This window comes from Mesorhizobium sp. M0058 (assembly GCF_040323095.1).
GTDB lineage: Bacteria > Pseudomonadota > Alphaproteobacteria > Rhizobiales > Rhizobiaceae > Mesorhizobium.
On sequence record NZ_JAMYUQ010000002.1, the window covers coordinates 172,909 to 198,890 of the forward strand.

General features: G+C 63.6%; 24 protein-coding genes. 16 read left to right on the top strand and 8 right to left on the bottom strand.

What is annotated here, in order from left to right; translation table 11 throughout:
* The first annotated feature begins 3 nt into the window (after positions 1-3).
* The 4 genes from NKJ75_RS03715 to NKJ75_RS03730 all read left to right on the top strand — a co-directional run bounded on the left by NKJ75_RS03715 (position 4) and on the right by NKJ75_RS03730 (position 3,706).
* The gene (locus NKJ75_RS03715; protein WP_023682942.1) at positions 4-792 is read left to right on the top strand and encodes a lysophospholipid acyltransferase family protein; all 789 of its coding nucleotides are present in this window, start codon (positions 4-6) and stop codon (positions 790-792) included.
* Positions 789-2,105 (top strand): lipid IV(A) 3-deoxy-D-manno-octulosonic acid transferase, encoded by a 1,317-nt coding sequence (gene waaA / locus NKJ75_RS03720; protein WP_352497297.1) that lies wholly within the window; start codon positions 789-791, stop codon positions 2,103-2,105. Before NKJ75_RS03715 ends, waaA begins: the two co-directional genes overlap by 4 nt.
* A complete protein-coding gene (lpxK, locus tag NKJ75_RS03725) occupies positions 2,106-3,134 on the top strand; it encodes a tetraacyldisaccharide 4'-kinase (protein WP_352499219.1) in 1,029 nt (342 codons plus the stop codon).
* A gap of 89 nt (positions 3,135-3,223) precedes the next feature.
* Positions 3,224-3,706 carry a PM0630 family protein gene (locus NKJ75_RS03730; protein WP_155922435.1) on the top strand — a complete coding sequence of 161 codons (483 nt, stop codon included), beginning with the start codon at positions 3,224-3,226 and terminating at the stop codon, positions 3,704-3,706.
* A gap of 60 nt (positions 3,707-3,766) precedes the next feature.
* Here the strand turns inward: NKJ75_RS03730 and NKJ75_RS03735 are convergent, their stop codons facing one another.
* On the bottom strand, positions 3,767-4,000 hold the full coding sequence (locus tag NKJ75_RS03735; RefSeq protein WP_023671580.1) for a DUF2093 domain-containing protein: 234 nt from the start codon (positions 3,998-4,000) through the stop codon (positions 3,767-3,769).
* Between the two features lie 113 nt (positions 4,001-4,113).
* Here NKJ75_RS03735 and NKJ75_RS03740 point away from each other — a divergent pair, with 113 nt between their 5' ends.
* The gene (locus NKJ75_RS03740; protein WP_352499220.1) at positions 4,114-4,719 is read left to right on the top strand and encodes a hypothetical protein; all 606 of its coding nucleotides are present in this window, start codon (positions 4,114-4,116) and stop codon (positions 4,717-4,719) included.
* 17 nt (positions 4,720-4,736) lie between these two features.
* On the opposite strand, the gene NKJ75_RS03745 is transcribed toward NKJ75_RS03740, so the two are convergent.
* The gene (locus tag NKJ75_RS03745; RefSeq protein ID WP_023826123.1) at positions 4,737-5,663 is read right to left on the bottom strand and encodes a LysR substrate-binding domain-containing protein; all 927 of its coding nucleotides are present in this window, start codon (positions 5,661-5,663) and stop codon (positions 4,737-4,739) included.
* Between the two features lie 92 nt (positions 5,664-5,755).
* On the opposite strand from NKJ75_RS03745, the gene NKJ75_RS03750 reads away from it, so the two are divergent.
* The gene (locus NKJ75_RS03750; RefSeq protein WP_352499221.1) at positions 5,756-6,649 is read left to right on the top strand and encodes a DMT family transporter; all 894 of its coding nucleotides are present in this window, start codon (positions 5,756-5,758) and stop codon (positions 6,647-6,649) included.
* Positions 6,650-6,758: 109 nt separating this feature from the next.
* The gene (locus tag NKJ75_RS03755) at positions 6,759-7,520 is read left to right on the top strand and encodes a hypothetical protein (protein WP_155923615.1); all 762 of its coding nucleotides are present in this window, start codon (positions 6,759-6,761) and stop codon (positions 7,518-7,520) included.
* Positions 7,521-7,545: 25 nt separating this feature from the next.
* On the opposite strand, the gene mutL is transcribed toward NKJ75_RS03755, so the two are convergent.
* On the bottom strand, positions 7,546-9,399 hold the full coding sequence (gene mutL, locus NKJ75_RS03760) for a DNA mismatch repair endonuclease MutL (protein WP_023745493.1): 1,854 nt from the start codon (positions 9,397-9,399) through the stop codon (positions 7,546-7,548).
* A gap of 274 nt (positions 9,400-9,673) precedes the next feature.
* The gene (locus NKJ75_RS03765; RefSeq protein WP_023671586.1) at positions 9,674-10,576 is read right to left on the bottom strand and encodes a LysR substrate-binding domain-containing protein; all 903 of its coding nucleotides are present in this window, start codon (positions 10,574-10,576) and stop codon (positions 9,674-9,676) included.
* A gap of 89 nt (positions 10,577-10,665) precedes the next feature.
* Between NKJ75_RS03765 and NKJ75_RS03770 the strand changes: the two genes are divergently transcribed.
* The 4 genes from NKJ75_RS03770 (at position 10,666) to NKJ75_RS03785 (ending at position 15,116) form a co-directional block, all read left to right on the top strand.
* On the top strand, positions 10,666-12,216 hold the full coding sequence (locus tag NKJ75_RS03770; RefSeq protein ID WP_023694427.1) for a trimethylamine methyltransferase family protein: 1,551 nt from the start codon (positions 10,666-10,668) through the stop codon (positions 12,214-12,216).
* 61 nt (positions 12,217-12,277) lie between these two features.
* On the top strand, positions 12,278-13,927 hold the full coding sequence (locus NKJ75_RS03775; protein ID WP_023698003.1) for an ABC transporter substrate-binding protein: 1,650 nt from the start codon (positions 12,278-12,280) through the stop codon (positions 13,925-13,927).
* Between the two features lie 93 nt (positions 13,928-14,020).
* Positions 14,021-14,500 (top strand): DUF3828 domain-containing protein, encoded by a 480-nt coding sequence (locus tag NKJ75_RS03780; RefSeq protein ID WP_023835126.1) that lies wholly within the window; start codon positions 14,021-14,023, stop codon positions 14,498-14,500.
* Between the two features lie 4 nt (positions 14,501-14,504).
* Positions 14,505-15,116 (top strand): hypothetical protein, encoded by a 612-nt coding sequence (locus NKJ75_RS03785; RefSeq protein ID WP_031204700.1) that lies wholly within the window; start codon positions 14,505-14,507, stop codon positions 15,114-15,116.
* A gap of 219 nt (positions 15,117-15,335) precedes the next feature.
* On the opposite strand, the gene queF is transcribed toward NKJ75_RS03785, so the two are convergent.
* A complete protein-coding gene (queF, locus tag NKJ75_RS03790) occupies positions 15,336-15,797 on the bottom strand; it encodes a preQ(1) synthase (protein ID WP_023682931.1) in 462 nt (153 codons plus the stop codon).
* Positions 15,798-15,937: 140 nt separating this feature from the next.
* Here queF and NKJ75_RS03795 point away from each other — a divergent pair, with 140 nt between their 5' ends.
* On the top strand, positions 15,938-17,983 hold the full coding sequence (locus NKJ75_RS03795; protein ID WP_023835128.1) for an oxidoreductase: 2,046 nt from the start codon (positions 15,938-15,940) through the stop codon (positions 17,981-17,983).
* 220 nt (positions 17,984-18,203) lie between these two features.
* Here the strand turns inward: NKJ75_RS03795 and NKJ75_RS03800 are convergent, their stop codons facing one another.
* The gene (locus NKJ75_RS03800) at positions 18,204-18,611 is read right to left on the bottom strand and encodes a hypothetical protein (protein ID WP_023745497.1); all 408 of its coding nucleotides are present in this window, start codon (positions 18,609-18,611) and stop codon (positions 18,204-18,206) included.
* Between the two features lie 192 nt (positions 18,612-18,803).
* Here NKJ75_RS03800 and NKJ75_RS03805 point away from each other — a divergent pair, with 192 nt between their 5' ends.
* Positions 18,804-19,208 (top strand): MarR family winged helix-turn-helix transcriptional regulator, encoded by a 405-nt coding sequence (locus tag NKJ75_RS03805; protein ID WP_023672921.1) that lies wholly within the window; start codon positions 18,804-18,806, stop codon positions 19,206-19,208.
* 21 nt (positions 19,209-19,229) lie between these two features.
* Here the strand turns inward: NKJ75_RS03805 and NKJ75_RS03810 are convergent, their stop codons facing one another.
* Positions 19,230-21,296, bottom strand: coding sequence for a putative bifunctional diguanylate cyclase/phosphodiesterase (locus NKJ75_RS03810; RefSeq protein ID WP_023745498.1), 2,067 nt, complete (start codon positions 21,294-21,296; stop codon positions 19,230-19,232).
* Positions 21,297-21,606: 310 nt separating this feature from the next.
* On the opposite strand from NKJ75_RS03810, the gene NKJ75_RS03815 reads away from it, so the two are divergent.
* Together NKJ75_RS03815 and tdh are read left to right on the top strand one after the other, a co-directional pair.
* Positions 21,607-22,794 carry a glycine C-acetyltransferase gene (locus NKJ75_RS03815; protein ID WP_023835129.1) on the top strand — a complete coding sequence of 396 codons (1,188 nt, stop codon included), beginning with the start codon at positions 21,607-21,609 and terminating at the stop codon, positions 22,792-22,794.
* A gap of 45 nt (positions 22,795-22,839) precedes the next feature.
* Complete coding sequence (gene tdh / locus NKJ75_RS03820) at positions 22,840-23,874, top strand: L-threonine 3-dehydrogenase (RefSeq protein WP_023745500.1); 1,035 nt, start codon at positions 22,840-22,842, stop codon at positions 23,872-23,874.
* Between the two features lie 225 nt (positions 23,875-24,099).
* Here the strand turns inward: tdh and NKJ75_RS03825 are convergent, their stop codons facing one another.
* The gene (locus NKJ75_RS03825) at positions 24,100-24,534 is read right to left on the bottom strand and encodes a MarR family winged helix-turn-helix transcriptional regulator (protein WP_023834284.1); all 435 of its coding nucleotides are present in this window, start codon (positions 24,532-24,534) and stop codon (positions 24,100-24,102) included.
* A gap of 124 nt (positions 24,535-24,658) precedes the next feature.
* On the opposite strand from NKJ75_RS03825, the gene hmgA reads away from it, so the two are divergent.
* On the top strand, positions 24,659-25,972 hold the full coding sequence (hmgA, locus tag NKJ75_RS03830; RefSeq protein ID WP_023730502.1) for a homogentisate 1,2-dioxygenase: 1,314 nt from the start codon (positions 24,659-24,661) through the stop codon (positions 25,970-25,972).
* The last annotated feature ends 10 nt before the right edge of the window (positions 25,973-25,982 follow it).

Sequence of the window (25,982 nt, forward strand, 5' to 3'; positions counted from 1 at the left end):
GCGATGGAGCATGAAGCGGTGAAAGGGCAGCCCACCGGCGCCGCGGTCCGAAGAAGACGCGGCGGCAGTTCGAAGACATTCTGGCGCAAGATCCGCGAGCCGTTGGCGCAGTCGCGAATCGTCAAGAGCATGATCGTCAGCCTGCTCGCCCAGTTCGTCCGCCTGGTGCGCCTGACCAACCGCGTGGTCGAAGGCTCGGCTAAATTTTCAGGCGGCGACTACGCCGAATTCGAACCCGGCATCATCGCGCTCTGGCATGGCCAGCATCTGCTGACCCCAGCCTATTATCCCAAGGGACGGCCGCTGGTCGCCATGGTCTCGCGCAGCGCGGACGCCGAACTCAACGCGCTGATGATCGAAAAATTCGGCATCGAGGCGGTGCGCGGCTCCGGCGGGCGTGAAAGCACGAAGCATCTCGACAAGGGCGGCGCCAAGGCGCTCATCGCCCTGAAAAAGTCACTCGTGGCCGGCAAGAACGTCGCCATGATCGCCGACATTCCCCACGGCACGCCGCGCGACGCGGGGCTTGGTATCGTTCTGCTGGCACGCCTTTCCGGCCGGCCGATCATGCCTGCCGCCATCGCCACCAGCCGCCGCAAGGTGCTGGAAAGGAGCTGGGACAAGACCACCATCAACCTGCCGTTCGGCCGCTCCTCGATCGTCATCGGAACGCCGGTTTTCGTGCCGGCCAATGCCGACGAGGCCGAAATGGAGCGCAAGCGCCAGGAAGTCACGGCCGCGCTCAATGCCGCAACCGCCGAGGCCTATCGGCTCGTGGACGGCAGGCCATGAGCGTCGGCTGGGCGCGCGCCTTCCTGGCGGCCTACCGCCTTGCCGGTGCAGCCGCCTATCCGCTGATGGGTCCCTATGTCGCCTGGCGCACATCGCAGGGCAAGGAAGACCGCAGCCGCAGCCGTGAGCGCTACGGCGTTGCCGGGCGGCCGCGCCCCGAAGGGCCGGTGATCTGGATCCATGCGGCAAGCGTCGGCGAGACCCTTGCGGTCGTGCCGCTGGTGCAAAGCATCCTCGACTACGGTGTCAACATCGTGCTGACGACGGGCACAGTCACTTCGGCGCAGGTTGCCGACGAACGGCTGGGCGACCGCATCATCCACCAATATGTTCCGCTCGACCTCAAGCCGGCCGTCAGCCGCTTTCTCGATCACTGGCGGCCGGACCTGGCTATCATCGCCGAATCCGAGATATGGCCGATGACGATCCTCGAGCTCGGCGCCCGCCACGTGCCGCAGGTGCTGGTCAACGGCCGGCTCTCCGACCGTTCGTTCAAATCCTGGAAGAAGCGCGCCAACATCGCCGAGGCGCTGTTCGAGAACCTTGCACATGTCGTTGCCCAGTCGGATGTCGACGGCGAACGGTTTCGCGCGCTTGGCGCCCGGCCGGTCACCGTGTCCGGCAACCTCAAGGTCGACACCTTGCCGCCGCCCGTCGACGAACGGGCGCTGGCGACGCTGAAGCGACAGATCGCCGGCCGCCCGACCTGGGCGGCAATTTCGACCCATGACGGCGAGGAGGTGGTCGCGGCGGAAGTTCACGCCACGCTCTACAAGCGCCACCATGGCCTGCTGACGATCATCGTCCCGCGCCATCCCGACCGCGCCGAAGCCCTTGCCGCGCAGATTTCCGGAATGGGGCTGAAGCTGGCGCGGCGCAGCAAGGGCGAGCGGATCACCGCCGACACCGATATCCTGCTCGGCGATACGATCGGCGAGATGGGGCTTTATCTCCGGCTGACGGAAATCGCCTTTGTCGGCCGCTCGCTGACCTCGGAAGGCGGCCAGAACCCGCTGGAGCCGGCCATGCTCGACACCGCCGTGCTTGCCGGCCGCAACGTCCAGAATTTCCGTGAAGCCTATCAGCGTCTGCTCGACAGCGGCGGCGCCAAGCTGGTGCGTGACCGCGACATGCTGGCCGGCGCCGTCAATTTCCTGCTGAGCAATGAAGTCGCGCGCCATGAGATGATGGCGGCCGGTGCCGCCACCGTCGACCAGATGCGCGGTGCGCTGGCGCACACGCTGAAATCGCTTGAGCCTTATATCCAGCCATTGATCGTCAAGTCGCGCCTGAAGGGCGCCGACGGGCGATAGGTGGCGTCCGAAGCACCACCTTTCTGGTGGGAAGCGCCGGACTGGCGGGTCTTTGCGCTGTCGCCGCTATCAGCGATTTATGGCATGGTCGCCGGCCGCCGTATGCACCGGGCGGTACGTGAAAAGATCGACGCACCAGTGCTTTGCGTCGGCAACTTCACCGTCGGCGGCAGCGGCAAGACGCCGGTCGCCATCGCGCTGGCCAAGCAGGCCATGCGCATGCAGCTCAATCCCGGATTCCTGTCGCGCGGCCATGGCGGCTCGTTTGCGCAGCCGCATGTTGTCGATGCCAGTCACGACGCCGCCAAGCATGTCGGCGACGAGCCGCTGCTTCTGGCCGAGCATGCGCCGGTTGCGGTAAGCCCGAACCGCGCCGCCGGCGCCAAGCTGCTCATGGAAGCCCATGGCTGCGATTTCCTGATCATGGATGACGGTTTTCAGAGCGCGCGCATCCATATTGATTATGCGCTGGTCGTCGTCGACGCCCGCTACGGCATCGGCAATGGCCGCGTCATTCCGGGTGGGCCGCTGCGCGCCAACGTCGTCGACCAACTGGTGTTCACCGATGGGCTGTTGAAGATGGGCGAGGGCACCGCCGCCGACCAGGTCGTGCGCCAGGCGGCGCGCGCCGGCCGGCCGATCTTCGAGGCGCATGCTGAACCGGGCGGCAAGGAGCGGTTCGCCGGCCGGCGGTTCCTCGCCTTTGCCGGCATCGGCCATCCCGAAAAATTCTTCGAGACGCTGCGCGGCACGGGCGCGGAAGTGGCGCTGAGCCGGTCGTTTCCGGACCATCATTTTTATGCCCCCGACGAACTCGCCGAACTGGCGGCAACCGCGCGCCGTGAGGGACTGGGCCTCGTGACCACCGCCAAGGACGCAGCCCGGCTGCGCCATGGCGCAGCCTCGGCTGAATTCCTTGGTCAACTCGACGTGCTGGAGATAGACGCCACGTTCGAGCTCGACAATGTGCCGGAGCGGATCATCGATGAGACGCTGGATGCCTGGAGACAGCGCCGGCTGCGAGGGTAGGGCGCTCCCGCGTTGACACAGGATATTTCTCGCCGCTTATCACAATTATAAGTCAGACCGGCTTCAGCGCGGGGGGTGGAATGGTTAGGTTGCGGGCACTCTTTGTGGGCTTTGTTCTTGTGGCGATGGCGAACCCATCTTCGGCGCAGGCACCCACCGCGACCGACAGCGAATTTCTGGTCTCGGTCACCGAAGCGGACGGTGCTACCCACGTTCGGCCCTCAAACATTGTACCGCTTATCCCCGATAGCGCCTGCTTTGAATGGCGCGTACGTCTGGCGCAAGGCGACAGACTGGTATCGGTCACCGAGGTGTTCGCGCTTCCCGCGGAGCCCAGGCAGTGGGGTGGTATCGACGGAAACGAATACAGCTTGAGCAAGCTATCGGGCGATCGAAGGGTCTCCGAGACCACCATGTTCTACAAACCGCAGGACGGATGGATCTCGCATGGGTGGTGCATGGCCGAGGGTGATCCGATCGGGCCGTATTCCATCAAAGTGCTTGTCGGAGATCGGCTTGTTCATAAATTCGACTTTTCGGTCGAAAACGCGCCGGCATCCTCAAAGCCATAGTCCCGCAGGCGTTCCAGGAAAATCAGATCGACGGTGAGCCTTGCTTTCCGGTGTGCCGATCTAGCCCCGGCTGCGCAGGTCCGGATGCGTTTCGATCTCGCGGCGCAGCGAGGCGGCGGCGCTGACATAGGGCTCCTGCCTGGCGACGCTCCAATATTTGAGCTCGTCCAGCGGAATGCTCTCACCGGTCACAGCGCAGCGCACGAATGCGCCGGGGCTGGTGACCTGGAAGTCGCCGTCGAGATAGCGGATCCGGGCTTCCTTGCCGCCAGGGCCTTCGAAGCGGTTCATCATGGGGTGGTGCCAGAGTTCATGCTGATTTCATCGCCATAAATTGCCGGCAAGGTCAAGCTTGACGCAATGCTGAGGCGCTATTGTCGGCTCCAAACCATTCTTATGGGACCGGCATGGACATTTCATCCGCCCGCCTGACTGCGCTGCTGCGCGAGGCCATGATATTGGCAGCGGTGCCGTCGGCGAAGGCCGATCCGGCGAAAGCAGCACTTATAAAGGCGCTGGTGCAGCCGCCGACGCCATCCGGTGCGCCTTTGCAGCCGGCAGCGGCGCCGGCGCTGCAGGCGCTGTTGTCCGCAGCCGTCGCAAAGGGGCAGCAGACGGGTTCAGCCGAGATCCTGCAGGCCTATCTGGCGCTTGCCGAACCGGGTGACGCGGCGCCCGACGATTTCGGGCCGACAACGGCTGCGACAGGCAAGGCGACGCCAGCCAACGACGAAGCACAGCGCGGTCTGCCGGTGCCGCCGGCCAGGGCCGATGATGGCGCTGCCGCAAAGCCGGCAGGACTGCCCTGGTTTGCGCTTCTCGCACCGGAGGTTTCGCCGCCGCGCCGCGCCTCCGCCACCGACGCGGCGGCGAAGCGGGGGCAGGCGATGTCTGGGTCGAATGACACGGTCCAGCCCGAAGGCCGGCAGCAGATGCGTGTCGGCCTGATGGCGCTGGCAGCCGGGTTTCTGGCCGTCGCCATTGTCGGGCTCGCCTTGCTGGTGCTTGGCTGAGCACCGAACAATCGCCGCTATCGCTCGGCTTCGAGGAACGCTTCCATCTTTTCCATCGCCAGCCCAGCCTCAATTGCGATGCGGCGCGAAAGCTCGGCGGCAGCCGTGCGCGGCCGCCCCAGCGGCCGGTCGAGCCAGTACGACACCGGGTTCAGCGCCGTGCGCTCATCGACGGCAACGATGCGGCCCGACTCCAGCTGATGTCGGGTCAATGGCGGCCGCGCCAGCGCGATGCCGAGCCCATAGGCGGCAGCGTCGAGCACCAGATTATAGTCCTCGAAGCGGCGGTCCTGCGGGCGCGGGCGGTAGTCCATGCCTTGCGCGGCAAACCAGGCACGCCATCCGGAGGCGTCGGAATCGTTGATCAGTGGAAATTTGAGCAGCCGGGCCGGGTCGCCGCGACCGATCTCGCGGGCAAGGCCAGGCGCGGCGACGGGAAAGACATGTTCCTCGAACAGCTTCACCGAGATCCGGCCCGGAATGCCGCCGCGCCCGCAGCGGACCGACAGGTCGATGCCTTCATCGGCAAGGTCGGCCTGGCGGATGTCGACGTCGAGCACGATGCGCAGCTTGGTGGGATTGTTCTCCAGCGCCGCCATGCGTGGCATCAGCCACAGCCCGCTGACGGAGGGTATCGAGGTCAGCCGCACCACGGCGGTGCCGCGCGGCTCGACCCAGCGGTCGGAATGGCTGGAGATCAGCGCAAAGGCTTCCGCCGTGCGCAGATGCAGGCGGTTGCCCTCGATGGTCAGCGAGACGCCGCGCGCGCCGCGGTCGAACACTTTCAGGCCCAGCCAGTCTTCCAGCTTGGCGATCTGCCGGCTGACGGCGCCGTGGGTGATGTTGAGCTTCTCGGCCGCGGCCGAAAAGCTCCCCGTTCTCGCCGCCGCATCGAAGGCGCGCAGGGTCTCGAGCGGCACCATTGTGTCTGAGCTGTGATCCATAGTCACAGGTGATCCTCGATTTGATCGTTTGTCAACGGCGCCGAAAAGGCGCTTTCTGCCTTTCAACACTCTGGGAACCCGAGGACAGGCAGATGAGCGCAACGACCAGCACGTCGAATCCGACACAGCGGATGGACACCACGGCGGCCATCGCCGTGGCGTTGACGGTGGTTGGCTGGGCCTCGGCCTTTCCCGCGATCCGTGCCGGCCTCGCCGCTTTCGGGCCGCTGGAACTCGGTGCGTTGCGCTTTGCCATTGCCGCGGTGCCGGCGGCGATCTTTCTTGCCGTCAAGCGCCCGGCGCTGCCGAGGCTCGACGAAGTGTGGCGCCTGGTCTTTGGCGGCGCCATCTTCGTCGCGCTCTACACTGTCATGCTCAATTTCGGCGAATTGACGCTTTCGGCGGGTGCCGCCGGTTTCATCATCAATGTCAGCCCGATCTTCACCGCCATCATGGCAATGGCATTGCTCGGCGAGCGCTTCTCAAGCTGGGCCTGGTTCGGCACGGCGATTTCTATCGCCGGCATCGGCATCATCGCCGTGGCCGACGAGAATGGCTTGAGTTTCGACACCGGCGCGCTGCTGGTTCTTGGCTCCGCGCTGTGCTCGGCCGTCAATACGATCGTGCAGAAGCCGCTCTTTGCCCGCCATCACCCGCTGACCATTTCGGCCTCCAACATGATCCTTGGCGCGCTTTGCCTGGCACCCTTTCTGCCGAGCGGCTTTGCGCAGGCCGCGGTCGCCAACACGGCCGGTATCGGTGCCGTGATCTTTCTTGGCATCGTGCCCAGCCTGATCGCCTATGCCGCATGGGCAACCGCTCTGTCGCGTCTTCCGGCAGCGCGCGCCTCGAACTTCCTCTATCTGGTCTCGCCCATGTCAGCCCTGATCGGCTTCTTCTGGCTGGGCGAAGTGCCGACGCTGCTCGGCATAATCGGCGGTGCGCTGGCGCTCGGCGGCGTCATCGTCGTGAATTTGATGCGTTAAAACAAATGATTGGAGCTGTTTTCGGACTCAAACCGGGAACCGCTTCCATCAGAACGCAGACACCCAGAGGAAGGACAGCTATGGTACGCTGCCTTCACTGGGGGACGGAATGGGAAGACTGTTCATATCGGCAATGTTTTGCGTTTTGCTGCTGACCGGGAAAGCCGCCGCGGGCTGGTATCAGGTCGAAAACTACGAAGGCTCCATCGGACCTAACCCCGTCCACCTATCGCTGCAGAGATATGACAGTTTCGGCAGCGGGATTACGGTCGAGGGGAGCTATTTCCACGACGCGAAGCAAAGCCCGATAGCGGTGTACGGCAAGATCAGTGGCACCAGCGTCTTCCTTTGCGAGATTGCGGACGACAGGGAGTTCGACCGGGTGCTGGTCATGGGATCGAAAACGCCCGTTGGCACCGCCGGATGTCCGTTTTCTCTCGACCTTGGCGAAAGCGGCGCAACAGGGACTTGGAGCAAGGGCTCGGACAAGTTCCCGATCACGCTGAAGAAGGTCGCAAGCCTCGACGATACCGGTGAGGCGAAGGTTGACGGCACCGTCGAGATTCCCTTCTGGGCGCAGACAGCCACCCACAGATTTGCCGGGGTCTACGAGAAAGCGGGCTTTCTCGTCTGCATGAATAAGCTGCGGGTCATCGATAAGAAGAAAAAGAAGGTCGTTCAGGAGATCGCTTTCGATGACGACGATTGTGATGCCGGCATGCTGATGACTCCCATCTACATGAATGTTCAAAAACAGGTTGGGAGAAGCTTCGAGATAATCTCCGTGAATTTTCGCGGCGGTGGCGCCGGTTACTCAAGGGATTACGTTTTCTCTCATAGGTTCAAGGATTATCGCCTGTTGGTGAATTGAGCGTGTGGCCTGACCTGGCTTGTGCTCACCGCCTTCCGAACAACCGCTCGATATCGGCGAGCTTGAGTTCGATATAGGTCGGGCGGCCGTGGTTGCAGGTGCCGGAGCCGGGAGTCGCCTCCATCTGTCGCAGCAGTGCGTTCATCTCCTCGGGTTTGAGCAGCCGGCCGGAGCGCACCGAGCCATGGCAGGCCATGGTGGCGGCGATCTTGTCCAGCCGCTCTTTCAGCGTCTCGACGGTATCGTTGTCGGCGATCTCATCGGCAAGGTCGCGCACCAATTGCTGGACATTGGTTTCGCCGAGCATGGACGGCGTCTCACGCACCGCCACCGCACCGGGGCCGAAACGCTCGATGCCGAGGCCGAACCGGGCCAGCGTTTCGGAATGCATGGCCAGCCGCTCGGCGTCCTCCTCCGGCAGGTCGACGATCTCCGGCAGAAGCAGCATCTGCGAGGGCACCGCGCGCGAGTGCAGGGCATTCTTCAGCGCCTCGTAGACCAGCCGCTCATGCGCCGCGTGCTGGTCGACGATGACAAGCGAATCCCTGGTCTGGGCGACGATGTAGTTCTCGTGGACCTGCGCGCGGGCGGCGCCCAGCGCGGTGCCGAGCAGCGTCTCGGCCGGCTCGGCTAAGCCGGCACGCGCATCGGCGCTGGCGAGCGGACCGGCGTCGAATGCAGCCTGGTCGTTTTCGCGGAAGCCGGCGCCGTCAAATCCCATATCCAGCGGCCGCTGTGGCGAGCGGTCAAAGCCCGAAAAGCCCGAGGCCCGGTAGGCCGCGTCATAACTGCGATGACCGTTGGCAGGACCCGCATGGGCGTAGGAGGCGGCTCCCGGCCGGAACGCCGCCACCATCCCGGCGGCCCCGCTGGTGGCGGCGCGGATGCCGGCATTGGCCAGCGCCTCGCGAATGGCGCCGACGATCAGCCCGCGCACCAGGCCGGGGTCGCGAAAGCGCACATCGGCCTTGGCCGGGTGGACGTTGACGTCGACGGTCGCCGGATCGAGCGTCAGGAACAGCACGGTCACCGCGTGCCGGTCGCGCGGCAGCACATCGGCGAAAGCGCCGCGAATGGCGCCGGCAATCAGCTTGTCGCGCACCGGACGGCCGTTGACATAGGCATATTGCTGCAGCGCGTTGGCGCGGGTGAAGGACGGGATCGAGACGTGGCCGGTCAGGTGCACGCCGTCCCGGCTGGCGTCGATAGCGATGGAATTGTCGGGAAACTCGGCGCCCATCACCTGGGCGACGCGGCGCAGGCTGCCCTCGGTACTGTCATCGGTCGCCGGCAATTCCAGCGTCGAGCGGTCCGAGCCGGCCAGCGTGAAGCGCACGGCGGGGAAGGCGATGGCGATGCGCTTGACCACGTCGCTGGTGGCCGAGCTTTCGGCCCGCTCGCCCTTCATGAATTTGAGCCGCGCCGGCGTGGCAAAGAACAGGTCGCGCACCTCGACCGTTGTGCCGCGATTGGCCGCCGCCGGTTTGACCGCCGAAACGCGGCCGCCTTCGATGGCGATCTCGGCGGCAGCGTCGCCTGCGGTCGTGCGCGAACGGATCGACAGCCGCGCCACCGAACCGATCGACGGCAGCGCCTCGCCACGGAAGCCGAGCGAGCGGATATCATGAATGTTGTCGGCAAGTTTCGAGGTGCAGTGGCGCGCAATGGCCAGCGCCAGTTCCTGTTCGGGGATACCGGAGCCGTCATCGGTGACGCGGATCAGGTTCAGCCCGCCGCCGGCAGTGACGACCTCGACGCGGGAGGCGCCGGCGTCGAGCGCGTTTTCGACCAGTTCCTTCACCACGCTCGCCGGACGCTCGATGACTTCGCCGGCGGCGATCTGGTTGATCATCGTTTCGGAAAGCTGGCGAATGGGCATGGGGGTATTATAGGCGGATTCGAAGGGTGTGCGGAAGGCTTCAATGAATGCCGGACATTGGAGACGCCAGCGGGACAGCACCCCCCTCTGGCCTGCCGGCCATCTCCCCCGCAAGGAGGGAGATCAGATGTCACGACGGCTTTCGCCAATCTCCAATGCTTGAAGGGTGACGCGACATATGAACTGCCAATCTCCCCCCTTGCGGGGGAGATGTCCGGCAGGACAGAGGGGGGTGTGAAGGAACTCCGCGATAGTGACTACGCTGCAACCGATTTCAAGCCTGCGCCGCCAGCCAGTCCCTGACTTTCCGCGCATTCTCGCTCAACTCCCGGTTCTTCGGCCAAACCACATAGAACGCCTTGCCGGTTCTCAGCACATGGTCGGTCACCGGCACCAGCAGCCCCGACGCCAGGAGCCGTTCGGCCAGATGCCGCCAGCCGAGCGCGATGCCCTGGCCCTCCATGACGCCCTGGATCACGAGGCCGTAATCGTTGATGCGCAGGCCGCGCGCGGTGTTGTCGAGCCTGCCGCCCGCAGACTGGAACCATTCGTCCCAGCTAGCCGCCTCGCGGTAGGGCTCCTCGAGGTGGATCAGGCGATGCGTCGCCAGCTCCGCGACGCTCCTTGGCATGCCGAATTTCGCGAGATAGCTGGCGCCAACCACCGGAAAAATCTCCTCGTCGGCCAGCGGCAGCGAATGATAATCGGCCCAGTCGCGCGGTTCGCCGCCGCGAACGGCGAGCGGGATGCCCTCGGCGATGATGTCGAGATCACGGTCGGCGGTCTGGATGCGCAAGTCGATGCCCGGCAGTTCATCGCGGAACTGCTGCAGGCGCGGCATCATCCAGAACGAGCCGAAGGCGGTCGACGCCGCCAGCGTGACATGGCCGCCGCTCGCCTGCAGGCGCAGATCCTCGGCCGATTTGCGGATATGCGACAGACCGAGCGAGACGTCGGCATGGAAGCGTTCGCCCGCTTCTGTCAGGACGACCTGGCGGTGGCGGCGCTGGAACAGCTGCGCGCTAAGCTGTTCCTCCAACCCGCGCACCGCATAAGAGACGGCGGCCTGCGTCATGCCGAGCTCGCGCCCGGCAGCGGTGAAGCTCGACAGCCGGCCCGCCGCCTCGAAGACGATCAGGCTGCCGGCCGAGGGCAGGAGGTGGCGCAGGCTACGCATAAGCTGAGCTTATACAAGAGATCAGGATTTTCCAGCATCACATCCATATTTCCTCTCGCTAACTTGGTTGGACGGAATGAGGAGGCTCCATGAACGCACCGGCCACTGAACTGACCGAGCAAACCCACCGCCGCGGCGGCGGTCGCCTCGGACGCAAGGCGCTGAGGAGCGCCCCCGTCACCTCGTTCCCGACGCTGGTCCGCGAGATCCCCACCTACCAGATGGTCCCGGACGAGGCGGTGGAACTGATCCACCAGGAGTCACTCGCCATCCTCGAAGAGGTCGGTTGCGAGTTCCGCGACGACGAGGCGATCGCCATGTGGAAGGCGGCGGGCGCCGACGTGTCCGAGACACGCGTCCGCATCGACCGCGGCCTGCTGATGGAACTGGTCGCGAAGGTTCCGTCCGAATTCACCCTCAATGCGCGTAATCCCGAGCGCACCGTGCGCGTCGGCGGCAAGAACTCCATCTTCGCGCCGATGTATGGCGCGCCTTACGTGCGCGACCTCGACAACAACCGGCGTTATGGCACGCTTGAAGACCTCAACAATTTCCACAAGCTCGCCTACATGGCCCCGGCGCTGCATTCGTCGAGTTCGATCATCTGCGAGCCGATGGAGATCGCGGTGCCGAAACGGCATCTCCACATCATCCATTCGGCGCTGAAGCATTCCGACAAGCCGTTCATGGGCATCGTTACTTCCAAAGACCGCGCCGAAGACACGATGGCGATGGCGGGCATCGTCTTTGGCGAAGATTTCGTTCGCGACAACCCGGTGCTGGTGTCGATTACCAACTGCAACTCGCCGCTGGTGTGGGACGCCACCATGCTGGACGCGATGAAGGTCTATGCGCGCAGCAATCAGCCGCTGATCCTGGCTCCCTTTGCGCTGTGCGGCGCATCGACTTCGGCCTCGGCCGTCGGCGCGGTGGCGCAGGTCAATGCCGAAGCACTGGCCGGCGTCGCTTTCACCCAACTGCTGCGCCCGGGTTCGCCGCAAATCTACGGCCAGTTCATGGTGACGGTCGACATGAAGACCGGCGCGCCGATGGGCGGCACGCCGGAAGCCGCCCAGATGATGTATCTGATGGGCGCGCTGGCGCGGAAATACAAACTGCCCTGGCGAACCTCCGGCTTCCATGTCGGCTCCAAGCTCAACGACGCCCAGGCCGGCTATGAATCCAACATGCTGATGCATGCCGCCATCCTCGCCGGCGCCAATTATATCTGGCACTCCGCCGGCTGGTTGGAGGCCGGGCTGACCTGCGGCTATTCGAAATTCGCCACCGACTGCGAGCAGCTTGTCGGCTGGTATAAATATGCCGGCGGCCTGCCGTTCGACGATTTCAAGGAGGCCATGGCGGCGATCCGCGAAGTCGGGCCGCAGGGCCATTTCCTCGGCACCCAGCACACGCTCGATCATTACGAGTCGGCATTCTTCATGCCCACCATCATGGATTTCAACTCCTACGAACAATGGAAGGCTGGAGGGGCGAAGGACCACGACACGCGCGGCCGCGAGAAAGCCCGCAACATGCTGGCCGACTATGAAGAGCCGAAACTCGATGAGGGCATTGCCGAGGGCCTCAGGGACTTTATCGCGCAGCGCGAAGAGAGGCTGCCCGACAGCGTTAGCTAAGAGAACGACGAATGAGTTGATAACGGGCGAAGACCCGATGGGAACCGCAAGGGAGAGAGACATGACAGTTTTCAAAAGCAATGGCGATCGCGTGCCAACGGCCATCGAGGCGATGGCGCAAGAGACGCGTGCTGGCCGTATGGACCGGCGCGAGTTTCTTGCATTGGCAAGTGCGTTCGGCGCATCGACGGCGCTGGCCTACGGCATGATCGGCCTTGCCGCGCCGGGACAGGCTTTTGCCGAGGAGCCGAAGAAGGGCGGCACGCTGCACATATCGATGTCGGTCAAGGCCCAAAAAGATCCGCGCACCTATGACTGGGTGGAACTCGCCAACATCTCGCGCTGCTGGCTGGAGCCGCTGGTCCGCTACACCAGGGAATTCACCTTCGAGCCAGTGCTGCTCGAAAGCTGGGACATCAATGACGACGCCACGGAATACACGTTGCATGTGCGCAAGGGCATCACCTGGAACAATGGCGATGCTTTCAACGCCGATGACGTGGTCTTCAATGTTACCCGCTGGTGCGAGAAGAAGGTCGCCGGCAACTCCATGGCCGCTCGCGTCGGCGGGCTGATCGACGAAAAGTCGGGCAAGGCCAGGGAAGGCGCGATCGCCAAGGTCGACGACAATACGGTCAAGCTGACGCTCAGCGCGCCCGACATTTCGCTGATCCCGAACCTCACCGATTATCCCGCGCTCGTCGTCCACCGCAATTTCGACGCCGAAGGCGCCGACCCGGTCAAGAAGCCGATCGGCACGGGCCCGTTCGAACTGGTCTCCTACGATGTCGGCCAGAAGGCGGTGGTCAAGCGTCGTGAAAACGGCAAGTGGTGGGGTGGTGAAGCGCCGCTCGACAGCGTCGAGTTCATCGACTACGGCACCGACTTCAACGCTTCGATCAACGCCTTCGAATCCGGCGAGATAGACCTCAATTTCGAGACGCCGGCCGACTTCATCGACATCCTGGATAAGATGGGGCTGGAGAAGTCCGAGGTTGCGACGGCAACCACGCTGGTTGCCCGCACGAACGTTACCCACAAGCCCTACGACGACCAGCGGGTGCGCAACGCGCTGCAGATGGCGGTCGACAACAATGCGGTGCTGGAACTCGGCTATGCCGGGCGAGGGACGGTCGGTGAAAACCACCATGTCAGCCCTATCCATCCTGAATATTTCGCGCTGCCCAAGAAGACGCGCGACGCGGCCGGCGCCAAGAAACTGATGGCCGACGCTGGGCAGGCCGATTTCGAGCACGAGCTGATCACCGTCGAGGACGATTGGCAGAAGAACACCGGCGACGCGATTGCCGGCCAACTGCGCGACGCCGGCATCAAGGTCAAGCGCACGGTGCTGCCGGGCTCGACCTTCTGGAACGACTGGACGAAATATCCCTATTCGATGACCATCTGGTACATGCGCCCGCTTGGCGTCCAGGTCCTGGCGCTTGGTTATCGCACCGGCGAGGCCTGGAATGAATCGGCCTATTCCAACCCGGACTTCGACGCCAAGCTGAAGCAGGCGCTGTCGCTGATCGACGTGGAGAAGCGGCGTGAGGTGATGAAGGATGTCGAGCAGATCCTGCAGGATTCCGGCGTCATCATTCAACCCTTCTGGCAGAAGCTCTACAGCCACATGAACAAGAAGGTGAAAAACTACGGCGTCCACCAGACCTTCGAGATGGACCTGCAGAACGTCTGGCTGGATGGCTGAGACGGTGCAGCCGGGGCTTCATGAGCCGCAAAAAAGCCGATATGCAGGATGTCTGGTATTGCCGCCTTGCCGCCAAACTTCCGGAGATCCTGCATGAAACCGATAGTGCTTGCCGCTGTCTTTTCGATTGCCTTGCCAGCGACGGTGCTGGCCGGGCCGGCTTCCAACGCCGTGAAGTTCTTTTATGTGCCCGAGGTGAAATTCGAGGGAGATGCAAAGTACCGCGACCGCTTCACCGAGCCGGTGACCAAGCTGTTCGATCTCAACGACCAGGCAACGAAGAACAAGCCCGACGAAGTCGCCTGCCTCGACTTCGATCCCGGCCTCGACGCCCAGGATTTCGACCAGAAGTCGATTGCCAAGACATTGAAGCTGGCCGAGACCGTCAATGGCGATACGGCCGAAGTCACCGCCACCTTCAGCCTTTTTGCGGAAGGCGATGATTCTAAACGCGAAATGCTGTGGTCGCTGAAGCAAATCGACGGCAAATGGAAGGTCGCCGACATCACCTCCAAGACCAGCAACTGGACGCTAAGCGCGCTGGAATGCATGCCCGACAAAGCGCCGGAGTGATCCCGTGCTCCGGCGTCTTGCCCTGGTGCTGTCGCCCATGTGCGTGCTGGCGGTGGGTATGAGCGCAGCCGCAGCACAAGGCCTGTTGGGCCCGCCGCCAGCCAATGCGCCGGCCGTGGCGGCACCGGCCGGCGCAGCACCGCCCGCAAATCCACCCGGGACAGCGGTGGAACCGGCGACACCGCCGGTTGGGTGGCCGCCGGCCGACGCCGCACGGGCCGCACCCATTCTGCCGGGATCCCCGACGGCGGTGGTGCGGCCATTTTACGATCAGGTGGGACTGGAGCTCGATCCGACCCAGCGCAAAAACTTCGTCGACCCGGCCAAGACCGTACTCGACAAGAGCGACGCGTTGCGCAAATCCGGGCAGGGCGAATGCCTCGACCCCAACATGGCGCTCGACAATGCCGCCTATGACAAGGCCGAGATCGATAAGAGCCTGAAGACGCTCGAAGCGATCAATGGCGACCAGGCCAAGGTCATTGTCGCCTTCGTCGTCGCCGGCAACCCGCATCGCCTTGAATGGAAATTCAGGAAAGTCGACGGCGACTGGAAGATATCCGATCTGCTTTCGGTGACCGGTGAATGGGCGCTCAGCCAGTATCAGTGCGAATAATGTTGATTGAGGGTCAGCGCCTGCGATCCTTCGCGCCCCCCTCTGTCCTGCCGGACATCTCCCCCACGGGTGGGGAGATCAGCAGTTCCAGCGTCTCGCCCGCTTCGCAAGATTTGAGATTAGCGAAAGCCTATGTGGCGGCCAATCTCCCCCCGTGTGCGGGAGATGTCCGGCAGGACAGAGGGGGGCGCTGTCCCGCTAAAGGTCCGCAAAATAGCTTCAGCCCCTTCCGCGATAGGGGGCAACGCCGGTGTCGGGCAACCAGGCGCCTTCGGGCGGAGCGCCGGTCTGCCAGAAGACATCGATCGGAATGCCGCCGCGCGGATACCAATAGCCGCCTATGCGCAACCACAGCGGCTTCGTTGCCGCCACAATGCGGCGGCCGATCATCACCGTGCAGTCTTCATGGAAAGCGCCATGGTTGCGAAACGAGGTCATGAACAGTTTGAGCGACTTCGATTCCACGAGCGTGGCATCGGGTGCGTAGTCGATGACGATATGAGCGAAATCCGGCTGTCCGGTTACCGGGCAGAGCGAGGTGAATTCCGGGCAGGTGAAGCGCACGATCGCCGGCGGTCCGTCGCCGCGCTGGAACGGCACGGTCTCCAGGACCGCGGTCTCCGGGCTCTGTGGCGTCTCGACGTGGGCGCCGAGCTGGGTGAGGGTTTTGGTATCGATCATCGTGGTTTTCCTGGGGATTTTCCGCGCTCATTAGCATCGGATCAAAAAGTGTGCAGCGATTTTCGGATAAATTCGATGCTCAAGACAAGAACTGGAGCAGCGCGCGCTGCTCCGACACAAACTGGAATGGCAGGAAGATGATGACCAGCAACGACCCGCTTCTCCAGCCTTACCAGCTCAAACACCTGACGCTGAAGAACAGGGTGATGTCGACCAGCCACGAGCCGGCCTATTCAGAGGACGGCATGCCGAAACAGCGCTACCGGCTCTACCATGCCGAAAAGGCCAAGGGCGGCATGGCGCTGACCATGACGGCGGGCTCGGCGATCGTCTCGCGCGACAGCCCGGCCGCCTTTGGCAATCTGCATGTCTATGACGACCGCATCGTGCCGTGGCTGGCCGAACTGGCGGACGCCTGCCACGAGCATGACTGCAAGGTGATGATCCAGATCACCCATCTTGGTCGCCGCACCGGCTGGAACAAGGCAGACTGGCTGCCGGTGCTGTCGGCCTCGCCGGTGCGTGAGCCGGCGCACCGCGCGTTCCCGAAAACTATCGAGGACTGGGACATCGAGCGCATCGTCGCCGACTATGCGTCCGCTGCGCAGCGCTGCCAGGCGGCCGGCCTCGACGGCATCGAGTTCGAATCCTACGGCCATCTGATGGACGGCTTCTGGTCGCCGGCCACAAACCATCGCGACGACGAGTTCGGGGGTTCGCTCGACAACCGGCTGCGCTTCACCGACATGGTGCTGGATGCCGTGCGGGCTGCCGTCGGTGAAAAGTTCATCGTCGGCATCCGTATGGTCGCCGATGAGGATTTTGACAAAGGCCTGTCGAAGGCCGAGGGCGTCGAGATCGCCAGACGGCTCGCGAATTCCGGCAAGGTCGATTTCCTGAACATCATCCGCGGCTCGATCGAAAGCGACGCGGCGCTCACCAAGGTTATCCCGGTGACCGGCATGCGCTCTTCCCCGCATCTCGATTTCGCCGGCGAGGTGAGGGCGGCAACGAAATTTCCGACCTTCCATGCGGCGCGGATTTCCGATGTCGCCACGGCGCGCCACGCCATCGCGACCGGCAAGCTCGACATGGTCGGCATGACCCGCGCCCATATCGCCGACCCGCACATCATCAAGAAGGTCATGGAAGGCCGCGAGCACGAGATCCGGCCTTGCGTCGGCGCCACCTATTGCCTCGATCGTATCTATGAAGGCGGCGAGGCGCTGTGCGTCCACAATGCCGCGACCGGCCGCGAGGCCGAGATTCCGCATATCATCCTGAAGACCGAAGGGCCCAGGCGGAACGTCGTCGTCGTTGGCGCTGGCGCTGGCGGGCTCGAGGCAGCTCGCGTCATGGCCGAACGTGGCCATCATGTCACGGTGCTTGAAGCCTCCGGTCAGGCCGGCGGCCAGGTCCGGCTGGCGACGCAGAACCCGCGCCGCAAGGAACTGATCGGCATCATCGACTGGCGGCTGGCCGAACTCGACCGGCTCGGCGTCGGGATCCGCTACGATACATGGGCCGAGCAGGACGATGTGCTGGCGCTGTCGCCCGATGTGGTGGTGATCGCCACCGGCGGCCTGCCGCAGAACCCGCCGCTGACATCAGGCGACAATCTCGTCACGTCGAGCTGGGACATCATGGCCGGCAGCGTCAAGCCGGCGGAGAACGTGCTGCTCTTCGACGACAATGGCGGCCATCAGGGCATGGGCGCGGCGGAGCTGATCGCCAATGCCGGTTCGAAGCTGGAGCTGGTTTCGCCGGAGCGCTTCTTCGCCCCCGAAATGGGCGGCATGAACCACGTGCCCTATATGCGCGCCTTCCAGGAGAAGGGCGTCACCATCACCATCAACACCAGGCTGCGCTCGGTACGGCGCGAGGGCAACCAGCTGGTCGCCGAACTCGCCTCCGACTTTGCCGACGGCTGGCGCGGCGAGAGGCGGGTCGACCAGGTGGTGGTCGAGCACGGCACGGCGCCGCTCGACGATCTCTATCTCCAGCTGAAACCGCTGTCGAAGAATGGTGGCGCGGTCGACTATGAGCGGCTGGTCGGCGGCGGCGATATTTTTCCTTCACGCAATCCCGAAGGCGGCTTCGTGCTGTTGCGCATCGGCGATGCAGTCGCCTCGCGCAACATCCATGCCGCCATCTATGACGGCATCAGGTTCGGCTTGCGGGTTTGAGCCTACAAGCCGGCCTACGGCTTGTTCCAAAGCTCGATCTCACCCTTCCGGCGGGCGCAACTCGATCGATCAAAGTGATGGGTGGCGCGCAGCCAAACCTCTGTGCGGAGAGCCACCTTGCACATCCGTCCGAACTGCGCGCCGCGTACGCCACCAGCCGAGAGCCAGGCGACGCACCATGCGGAATGCTTTTCAACCGGGAGGCAACGCGCGGCAGGGCTCAAATCATCCTGGCCGTCGCCATGCAAAGTACGGTGAGTACCAGAAGCCAGGCGGCGATGCGCTCGCCGCGGGCCATTTTGGTGCGCAGCGCCGCTTCCGTTGCGGCGTCCGCGCCGGCAAGCTGCCGGCTGGTCTTGCGGACGACGACGCTGAGAACGCCGGCAGCGGCGAAGGCGGCCAGGATGCCCAGCGCCAGCACCATTTCCATCGAGCCGAAATAGGCGCCGTGGAAGAAATACCAGAGCAGGGCGCCGGTCACGAACACCATACCGGCCGAGCCCATTTGCGGTCCAATAAAGCGCTCCGCCCTGATCTCGGGGTCGCGGGCAAGCGTGATGGTGGTGCCGGCCCAGAACACACCGGCCATGACGTGAAGGCCGATAACGACGATGTAGACATATTGCATGACCGCTTCCTCCTTGCCCGCCGCCCGTCCTCGGATCCCTGTCGAATGCGGGATAATACGAACTCGGTAGATCGACACGCATGATAGTTAGGTATCAAATGGTTCGATGTCAATGTATAATGCCGCGTTCCATCGCTCGGCGCCTTGTTCTACTGTCGGCGCATGACTCCCTTTGACCGTCCGCCAATCGGCATGAATCTCGCGCGCACCTCCAAGCTGGTGGCGCAGGCCTTTGACGCCGCTTTGGTCGAGGCCGGCGGCACGCTGCCGGTGTGGCTGACCTTGCTTTCGGTCAAGTCGAGCGAGCTTGCCAACCAGCGCGAACTTGCCGGCATGATCGGCATCCAGGGCGCCACGCTCACCCACCATCTCAACGCCATGGAGGCGCAAGGCTTGCTGACGCGCCGCCGCGATCCGGACAACCGCCGGGTTCATCTGGTCGAGCTGACGCAGGCGGGCGAAACGATGTTCCTGAAGCTGCGGGCGGCGGCTCTCATCTTCGACAAGCGGCTGCGCGCGGGATTGCCGGACGACAGGCTGGCGGAGTTCGCCGAGGTGCTGGCGGCATTGCGGGCGAATGTCGCGCCGGCCAAATGACCGGCACCGGTGGGCAATAGTCTAGGCTAAATTGCCCTGAAGCACCTTCAGCTTGGCTTTCTTCGGGCTGCGCGCCAGCAGCCATTCGCGCGCTTTGTCCTGCGGCATCGGGAAGGCGATGGAATAGCCCTGCACCTGGTCGCAGCCGATTGCCATCAGCGAATCGAGCTCGGCTTCGGTTTCCGCGCCCTCGGCGACGATCGAAATGCCGAGACCGCGCGCCAGCTCGGTGATGGCGCGCACGATCTTGGTGTTGTCGCCATTCTCGTTGATGTTCTGGACGAAGCGGCGGTCGATCTTCAGCCGGTCGATCTCGTTGGGATTGACGTGGCTGAGCGAGGCATAGCCGGTGCCGAAATCGTCGAGCTCAAGATGGACGCCGGCAGCGCGGATGTGGCGCAGCTTCGCCGCGATGCCCGTCTTCTCGTCGTCGAGAATGACGGATTCGACGATTTCCAGCGACAGTTTCTGCGGAGCAAGGCCGGCCTTTTCCAGCGTCGCGAACAGGAAGCGGTCGAAGTCGGGTTCGCGCAGCTCGGTGCCGGACACGTTCACGGCGAGCCGGCCGAAGGCAATGCCGGCGCGATCCCATTCGGCTGCTTGCTCGATCGCCTTGGTAAAGACGATGCGGCCGATCTCGGGCATGAAGCCGCATTTTTCGGCGACCGGAATGAACTCGCCCGGCGCAATCATGCCGCGCTCGGCATGCTTCCAGCGCACCAGCGCCTCGATGCCGCTGATGGCGCCGTTGCTCAGCGACACCTGCGGCTGGAAATAGACTTGGAAGGCGTTCTCCGAAATCGCGACCTTGATGTCGTGCTCGAGCTGCTTGCGGTAGTCTAGCTCGCGCCTGAGTTCCTCGGAGAAGAACGAGAAGCTGCCGCCGCCGAGCTTTTTGGCGGAATAGAGCGCGAGGTCGGCGTGGACGAGCAGATCCTCGGCATTGTCGGCGTCGATGGGATAGACGGCAACGCCGGCGCTGGCCCCTGGAAGGATGGTCGTGCCCTGGAAGGTAATCGGCTCGTTGATCTCCTCCAGGATGCGCCGGGCCAGCATGTTGATGTCCTCGGGGCCGCCGGCGCCATTGAGGATCATCACGAATTCGTCGCCGCCAAGGCGCGCGCACAGATCCGACGCGCGGCAGGAATCGCGCATGCGCTGCGCGGTGACGACCAGAACATAGTCGCCGGCGGCGTGGCCGAGTGTGTCGTTGATCTGCTTGAACCGGTCGAGGTCGAGCTGGATCACCGCCAGCCTCTCACGCCGGCGATGCGCGCCCTTGATCAGCGTCTCGAAGTGATCGGTCAGGAAGGTGCGGTTGTGCAGGCCGGTCAGCCCGTCATGTACGGCGATGAAGGCCATCGAGTTGCGGGCATCGACAAGCTCATGGGTCTTGCGCAGGATCGCCTTCGACATCGGCCGGAAGATGAAAAGCGCCACCAGCACGATGACGCCGATGGTGGCGTAGAACAAGGTGCGGTGGAGATCGAGGAGCTTTTCCGACCGCTCGTCGGCGAATGCGGCGATGCGTTGGCCGAGCGCGGCATAACCCGACAGCGTCGCATTGGCGACGGAAGCATCGAGATTGACGCGCTCGCCGCCGCCCTTGTAGGCGGCATTGCCGGAGAGCTGGGATTCGAAGGACGAGATCAGCCTTTCGCCATTGGCGACCAGCCCGACCGAGAAATAGTCGAGGTGGAACGGCTTGCCGTAGAGCACGCTCTCGATCGACCTTGGGTCGGACAATGCCGGCGACAGCGGGTCGGCTCCCGTCTGTTTGAGGAGCAGGTCGTAGTTCGTCTCGAACTCGGCGGTCGCCTGTTTCAGCGCGGCAACCAGGGCCGGCTGCTTGTCACGCGCGGCGGAGCCGGTTGCGCTGGTCAAAAAGACGATGCGCTGCGACAGCGCCTTCTGGGTGCTGACGATGTCGAGCAGAGTATGGTTGTGCTGTTGCGCCGCCATCATCTGCTGCAGCAGGATGAAGGAGGCCATCACCATGGCGGCGATGATCAGCAGCGCCAGCCAATAGCCGCTCTTGATCAGCAGGATGAGTTTGCCCGAGACGGTTTGCGCCGGCTGCTGCGACATATTCTAGGTGACCCCTCGGTCGAACTGATTCTGCCACCGATTCGTGGCGAGAAGACCATTGCCTTGAAAGGGTTAACAGGTCTGGAAGCCGGCGGAACTGTTGCTTCGGCAGTAAACGAAAGCTGCCGAGATGGTTATCATGTTCTTTCGCGGCATAGCCGTATTCGCGTGCCTGCTACTCCAGCACGCGGGCCATGCGATCGGGTCGCGCCAGGGTTGAGCCCGCCGTGCCACCGAAACGGTCGCTTTTGCGATGGATTTTTAGTGCGCGTAGCGCGACAGTCGCGCCAATCTCAACAGGACCTGATCCATGAGCGCGGCATTCCTCTCCCATATCGACAACGAACTGCAAGGGCTGAAATCCGCCGGGCTCTACAAATCCGAGCGGGTGATCACCTCGACCCAGTCGGCTGAGATCGAAGTCGGCGGCGACAAGGTGCTGAATTTCTGCGCCAACAACTATCTCGGCCTCGCCGACAGCTCAGAATTGCGCGATGCAGCCAAAGGCGCGCTGGACCGCTACGGTTACGGCATGGCCTCGGTGCGCTTCATCTGCGGCACGCAGGAAGAGCACAAGCAGCTTGAATCAACGATTTCATCATTCCTCGGCATGGACGACACCATCCTCTACGGCTCCTGCTTCGACGCCAATGGCGGCCTGTTCGAAACGCTGCTCGGCGAGGAGGATGCGATCATCTCCGATGCGCTGAACCATGCCTCGATCATCGACGGCGTGCGGCTGTCGAAGGCCAAGCGTTTCCGCTATGCCAACAACGACATGGCCGACCTCGAAGCGCGGCTGAAAGAGGCGAAAGACTGCCGCTTCCGCCTGATCGCCACCGACGGCGTGTTCTCCATGGACGGCATCATCGCCAATCTGAAAGGCGTCTGCGACCTCGCGGAAAAGTACGGCGCCATGGTGATGGTCGACGACAGCCATGCCGTCGGCTTCGTCGGCAAAAACGGCCGCGGCTCGGCCGAGCATTGCGGCGTCGAGGGCAGGGTGGACATCATCACCGGCACGCTCGGCAAGGCGCTCGGCGGCGCCTCCGGCGGCTACACCTCCAGCAAAAGCCAGGTCGTCGACTGGCTGCGCCAGCGTTCGCGGCCTTATCTCTTCTCCAACACGCTGATGCCGGCGATCGCCGGCGCCTCGATCAAGGTTTTCGAGCTGATCCGAAATGGCGATGCGCTACGCGAGCGCCTCTATGCCAATGCGGCGCGGTTCAGGTCCGAGATGGGCAAGCTCGGCTTCACATTGGCCGGCGCCGATCACCCGATCATCCCGGTGATGCTGGGCGATGCCAGCCTGGCGCAGGAAATGGCGGCGCGCATGCTGAAGCGCGGCATTTATGTCATCGGCTTTTCCTTCCCGGTGGTGCCGAAAGGCCAGGCGCGCATCCGCACGCAGATGTCGGCGGCGCATTCCGCCGCCGACATCGACCGCGCCGTGGCGGCATTCGCCGCAGTCGGCAAGGAACTGGGCGTCATCTCCTGAGCCGCCAAAAGCGATTCCGGATCAAAGGATTCAAGGGACAAAAGCATGTCGAACATGATGAAGGCGCTGGTGAAGGCCAAGGCCGAGCCGGGTATCTGGATGGAAGAGGTGCCGGTGCCGGAGATCGGCCCCAACGACGTGCTGATCAAGGTCAAGAAGACCGCGATCTGCGGCACCGACGTGCATATCTACAATTGGGATCAGTGGGCACAAAAGACCGTGCCGGTGCCGATGGTGACCGGCCATGAATTCGTCGGCACCGTTGCCGATTTCGGCTCGGCGGTCACCGAATACAAGGTCGGCCAGCGCGTCTCCGGCGAAGGCCACATCGTTTGCGGCCATTGCCGTAACTGCCGCGCGGGCAGGGGCCATCTCTGCCGCAACACGCTCGGCGTCGGCGTCAACCGTCCCGGCGCCTTCGGCGAGTATCTGGCGATCCCGCAGCACAATGTCGTCTCTATCCCCGACGATGTGCCCGACGAGATCGCGGCGATCTTCGATCCGCTCGGCAATGCCGTCCACACCGCCCTGTCCTTCGATCTCGTCGGCGAAGACGTGCTGGTCACCGGAGCCGGACCGATCGGCATCATGGGCGCGCTCGTTGCCCAATGCGTGGGTGCGCGAAAAGTCGTCATCACCGACATCATCCCGGTGCGGCTGGCGCTGGCCAAAAAACTCGGCGTCCAGCATGTCGTCGATGCGTCCAAGGAAAAGCTGCGCGACGTCATGCCGGCGCTCGGCATGACCGAGGGTTTTGACGTCGGCCTCGAAATGTCGGGCGCCGCGCCCGCCTTCCGCGACATGATCGACACGATGAACAATGGCGGCAAGATCGCCATTCTCGGCATCGCGCCGACCGGCTTCGAAATCGATTGGAACAAGGTCATCTTCAAGATGCTTCATCTCAAGGGCATCTACGGCCGCGAGATGTTCGAGACCTGGTACAAGATGATTGCGCTGGTGCAGGGGCCGCTGGATGTGTCGGGTCTGATTACGCACCGCATTGGGATCGACGATTTCCAGACGGGGTTTGACGCGATGCGGAGCGGCAGTTCGGGCAAGGTGGTGATGGATTGGTGAGGCGCAGAGGCACGTTCTAGCTGGAGAAGCCGGCGGGACAGCACCCCCCTCTGGCCTGCCGGCCATCTCCCCCGCAAGGAGGGAGATTGGCAGCTTTGACGCCTCGCCAACCTCTGCAACATTGGAGATTGGCGAAAGCCTTCGCGACATCTGATCTCCCCCCTTGCGGGGGAGATGTCCGGCAGGACAGAGGGGGGTGTGAAGGATCACGGCGGAGCAGATTCTTTATTCACCCAACGCTCCCTCCAGCGCCGCCACGCCGCTCACAATCGCTGTCCGCTCCTCTGTGCTCAGCCTCTCCAGCAACTCCCGTTCAAACGCCTTCGCCAGCGGCACCATTTCGCCATAGGCCGCCAGCCCCGCCTTTGTCAGCGCCAGATGCTCCACGCGCCGATCATTCTCGTCAGTTGTGCGTACCAGCCAGCGCCTTCGCTCCAGTTCCCCCACCGCGCGCGACACCTTTGTCTTGTGCATGGCCGACTGCTCGCCAAGCGCTGTCGCCGTCATGGTGCCGCGCTGTCCGAGCCCTGACAGCGTGCGCCATTCCGGCCGCGTCAGGCCGTGGCGGTCGCGGTAGATTTTTGAAAATTCGCGGCTGACGGCGTCGGCCAGCCGGTAGAGCCGATAGGGCAGGAAATTTTCGAGTTCGAGGGTTTCCATATGCGCACCGTGGATGCGGCATCAGCCGTTGATAGTTACATTTTCGATGGTTACAAATGAAACCAGTTTGGTCAACATCGCCGGCAGGCCGCGCTTCGCGGCGGTCGGGATCAGGGAGGATCGGATGGAATTTTCCTACATGCCGGGCTTCGGCAATGATTTTGAGACTGAAACGCTGCCCGGCTCGCTGCCGCAAGGGCGCAATTCCCCGCAGCGGCCGGCTTACGGACTTTATGCCGAGCAGCTCTCGGGCTCGCCCTTCACCGCCCCGCGCGGCACCAATGAGCGCTCCTGGCTCTACCGCATCCGGCCGAGCGTCAAACACACCGGCCGCTTCAAGGCGGCGAGCTATCCCCTGTGGAAGACCGCTCCCAATGTCGGCGACCACGAGCTGGCGCTCGGCCAGTACCGCTGGAACCCGGTGCCGATGCCGAAGGAGCCGACCGATTTCATTCAAGGGATGCGCACCATCACCACCGCCGGCGACGTGCTGGGCCAAAGCGGCATGGCGGCGCATGTCTATGTCGCCAACCGCTCGATGGTCGACGACCATTTCTTCAACGCCGACGGCGAGTTACTGATTGTCCCCCAGGTCGGTGCCTTGCGCTTTGTCACCGAGATGGGCGTCATCGAGCTTCGGCCCGGCGAGATCGCCGTGCTGCCGCGCGGTCTGGTGTTCAAGGTCGAGCTCGCCGACAAGGAAGTGCGCGGCTATGTCTGCGAGAATTACGGCGCCAAGCTGACGCTGCCCGACCGCGGCCCGATTGGCGCCAACTGCCTGGCCAACCCACGCGACTTCAAGACGCCCAGCGCCTGGTTCGAGGAGAAGGAGACGCCGTGCCGGCTGACGGTGAAATGGTGCGGCAATTTCAACGTCACCGAGATCGGCCATTCGCCGCTCGACGTCGTCGCCTGGCACGGCAACTATGCGCCCTACAAATATGATCTGGCGACGTTTTCGCCGGTCGGCGCCATCCTGTTCGACCATCCCGATCCGTCGATCTTCACCGTGCTGACGGCGCCGAGCGGCGAGGAAGGCACCGCCAACATCGACTTCGTCATCTTCCCGCCGCGCTGGCTGGTGGCGGAAGATACGTTCCGGCCGCCCTGGTACCACCGCAACATCATGAGCGAGTTCATGGGCCTGATCCAAGGCCAGTACGACGCCAAGGAGGAAGGTTTTGTCCCGGGCGGCATCAGCCTGCACAATCTGATGCTGGCCCACGGCCCCGACGCGCCTGGCTTCGAAAAGGCCTCGCGCTCCGAGCTGAAACCGGTCAAGCTCGACAATACGATGGCGTTCATGTTCGAGACCCGATTCCCGCAAATGCTGACCCGCTACGGCGCCGAGCTTGAAACAAGGCAGGACAATTACATCGACTGCTGGTCCGATCTGAAGAAGCGCTTCAACGGCACTGTGGAGGGCGACTGGTCTTGAGATCAGCCCG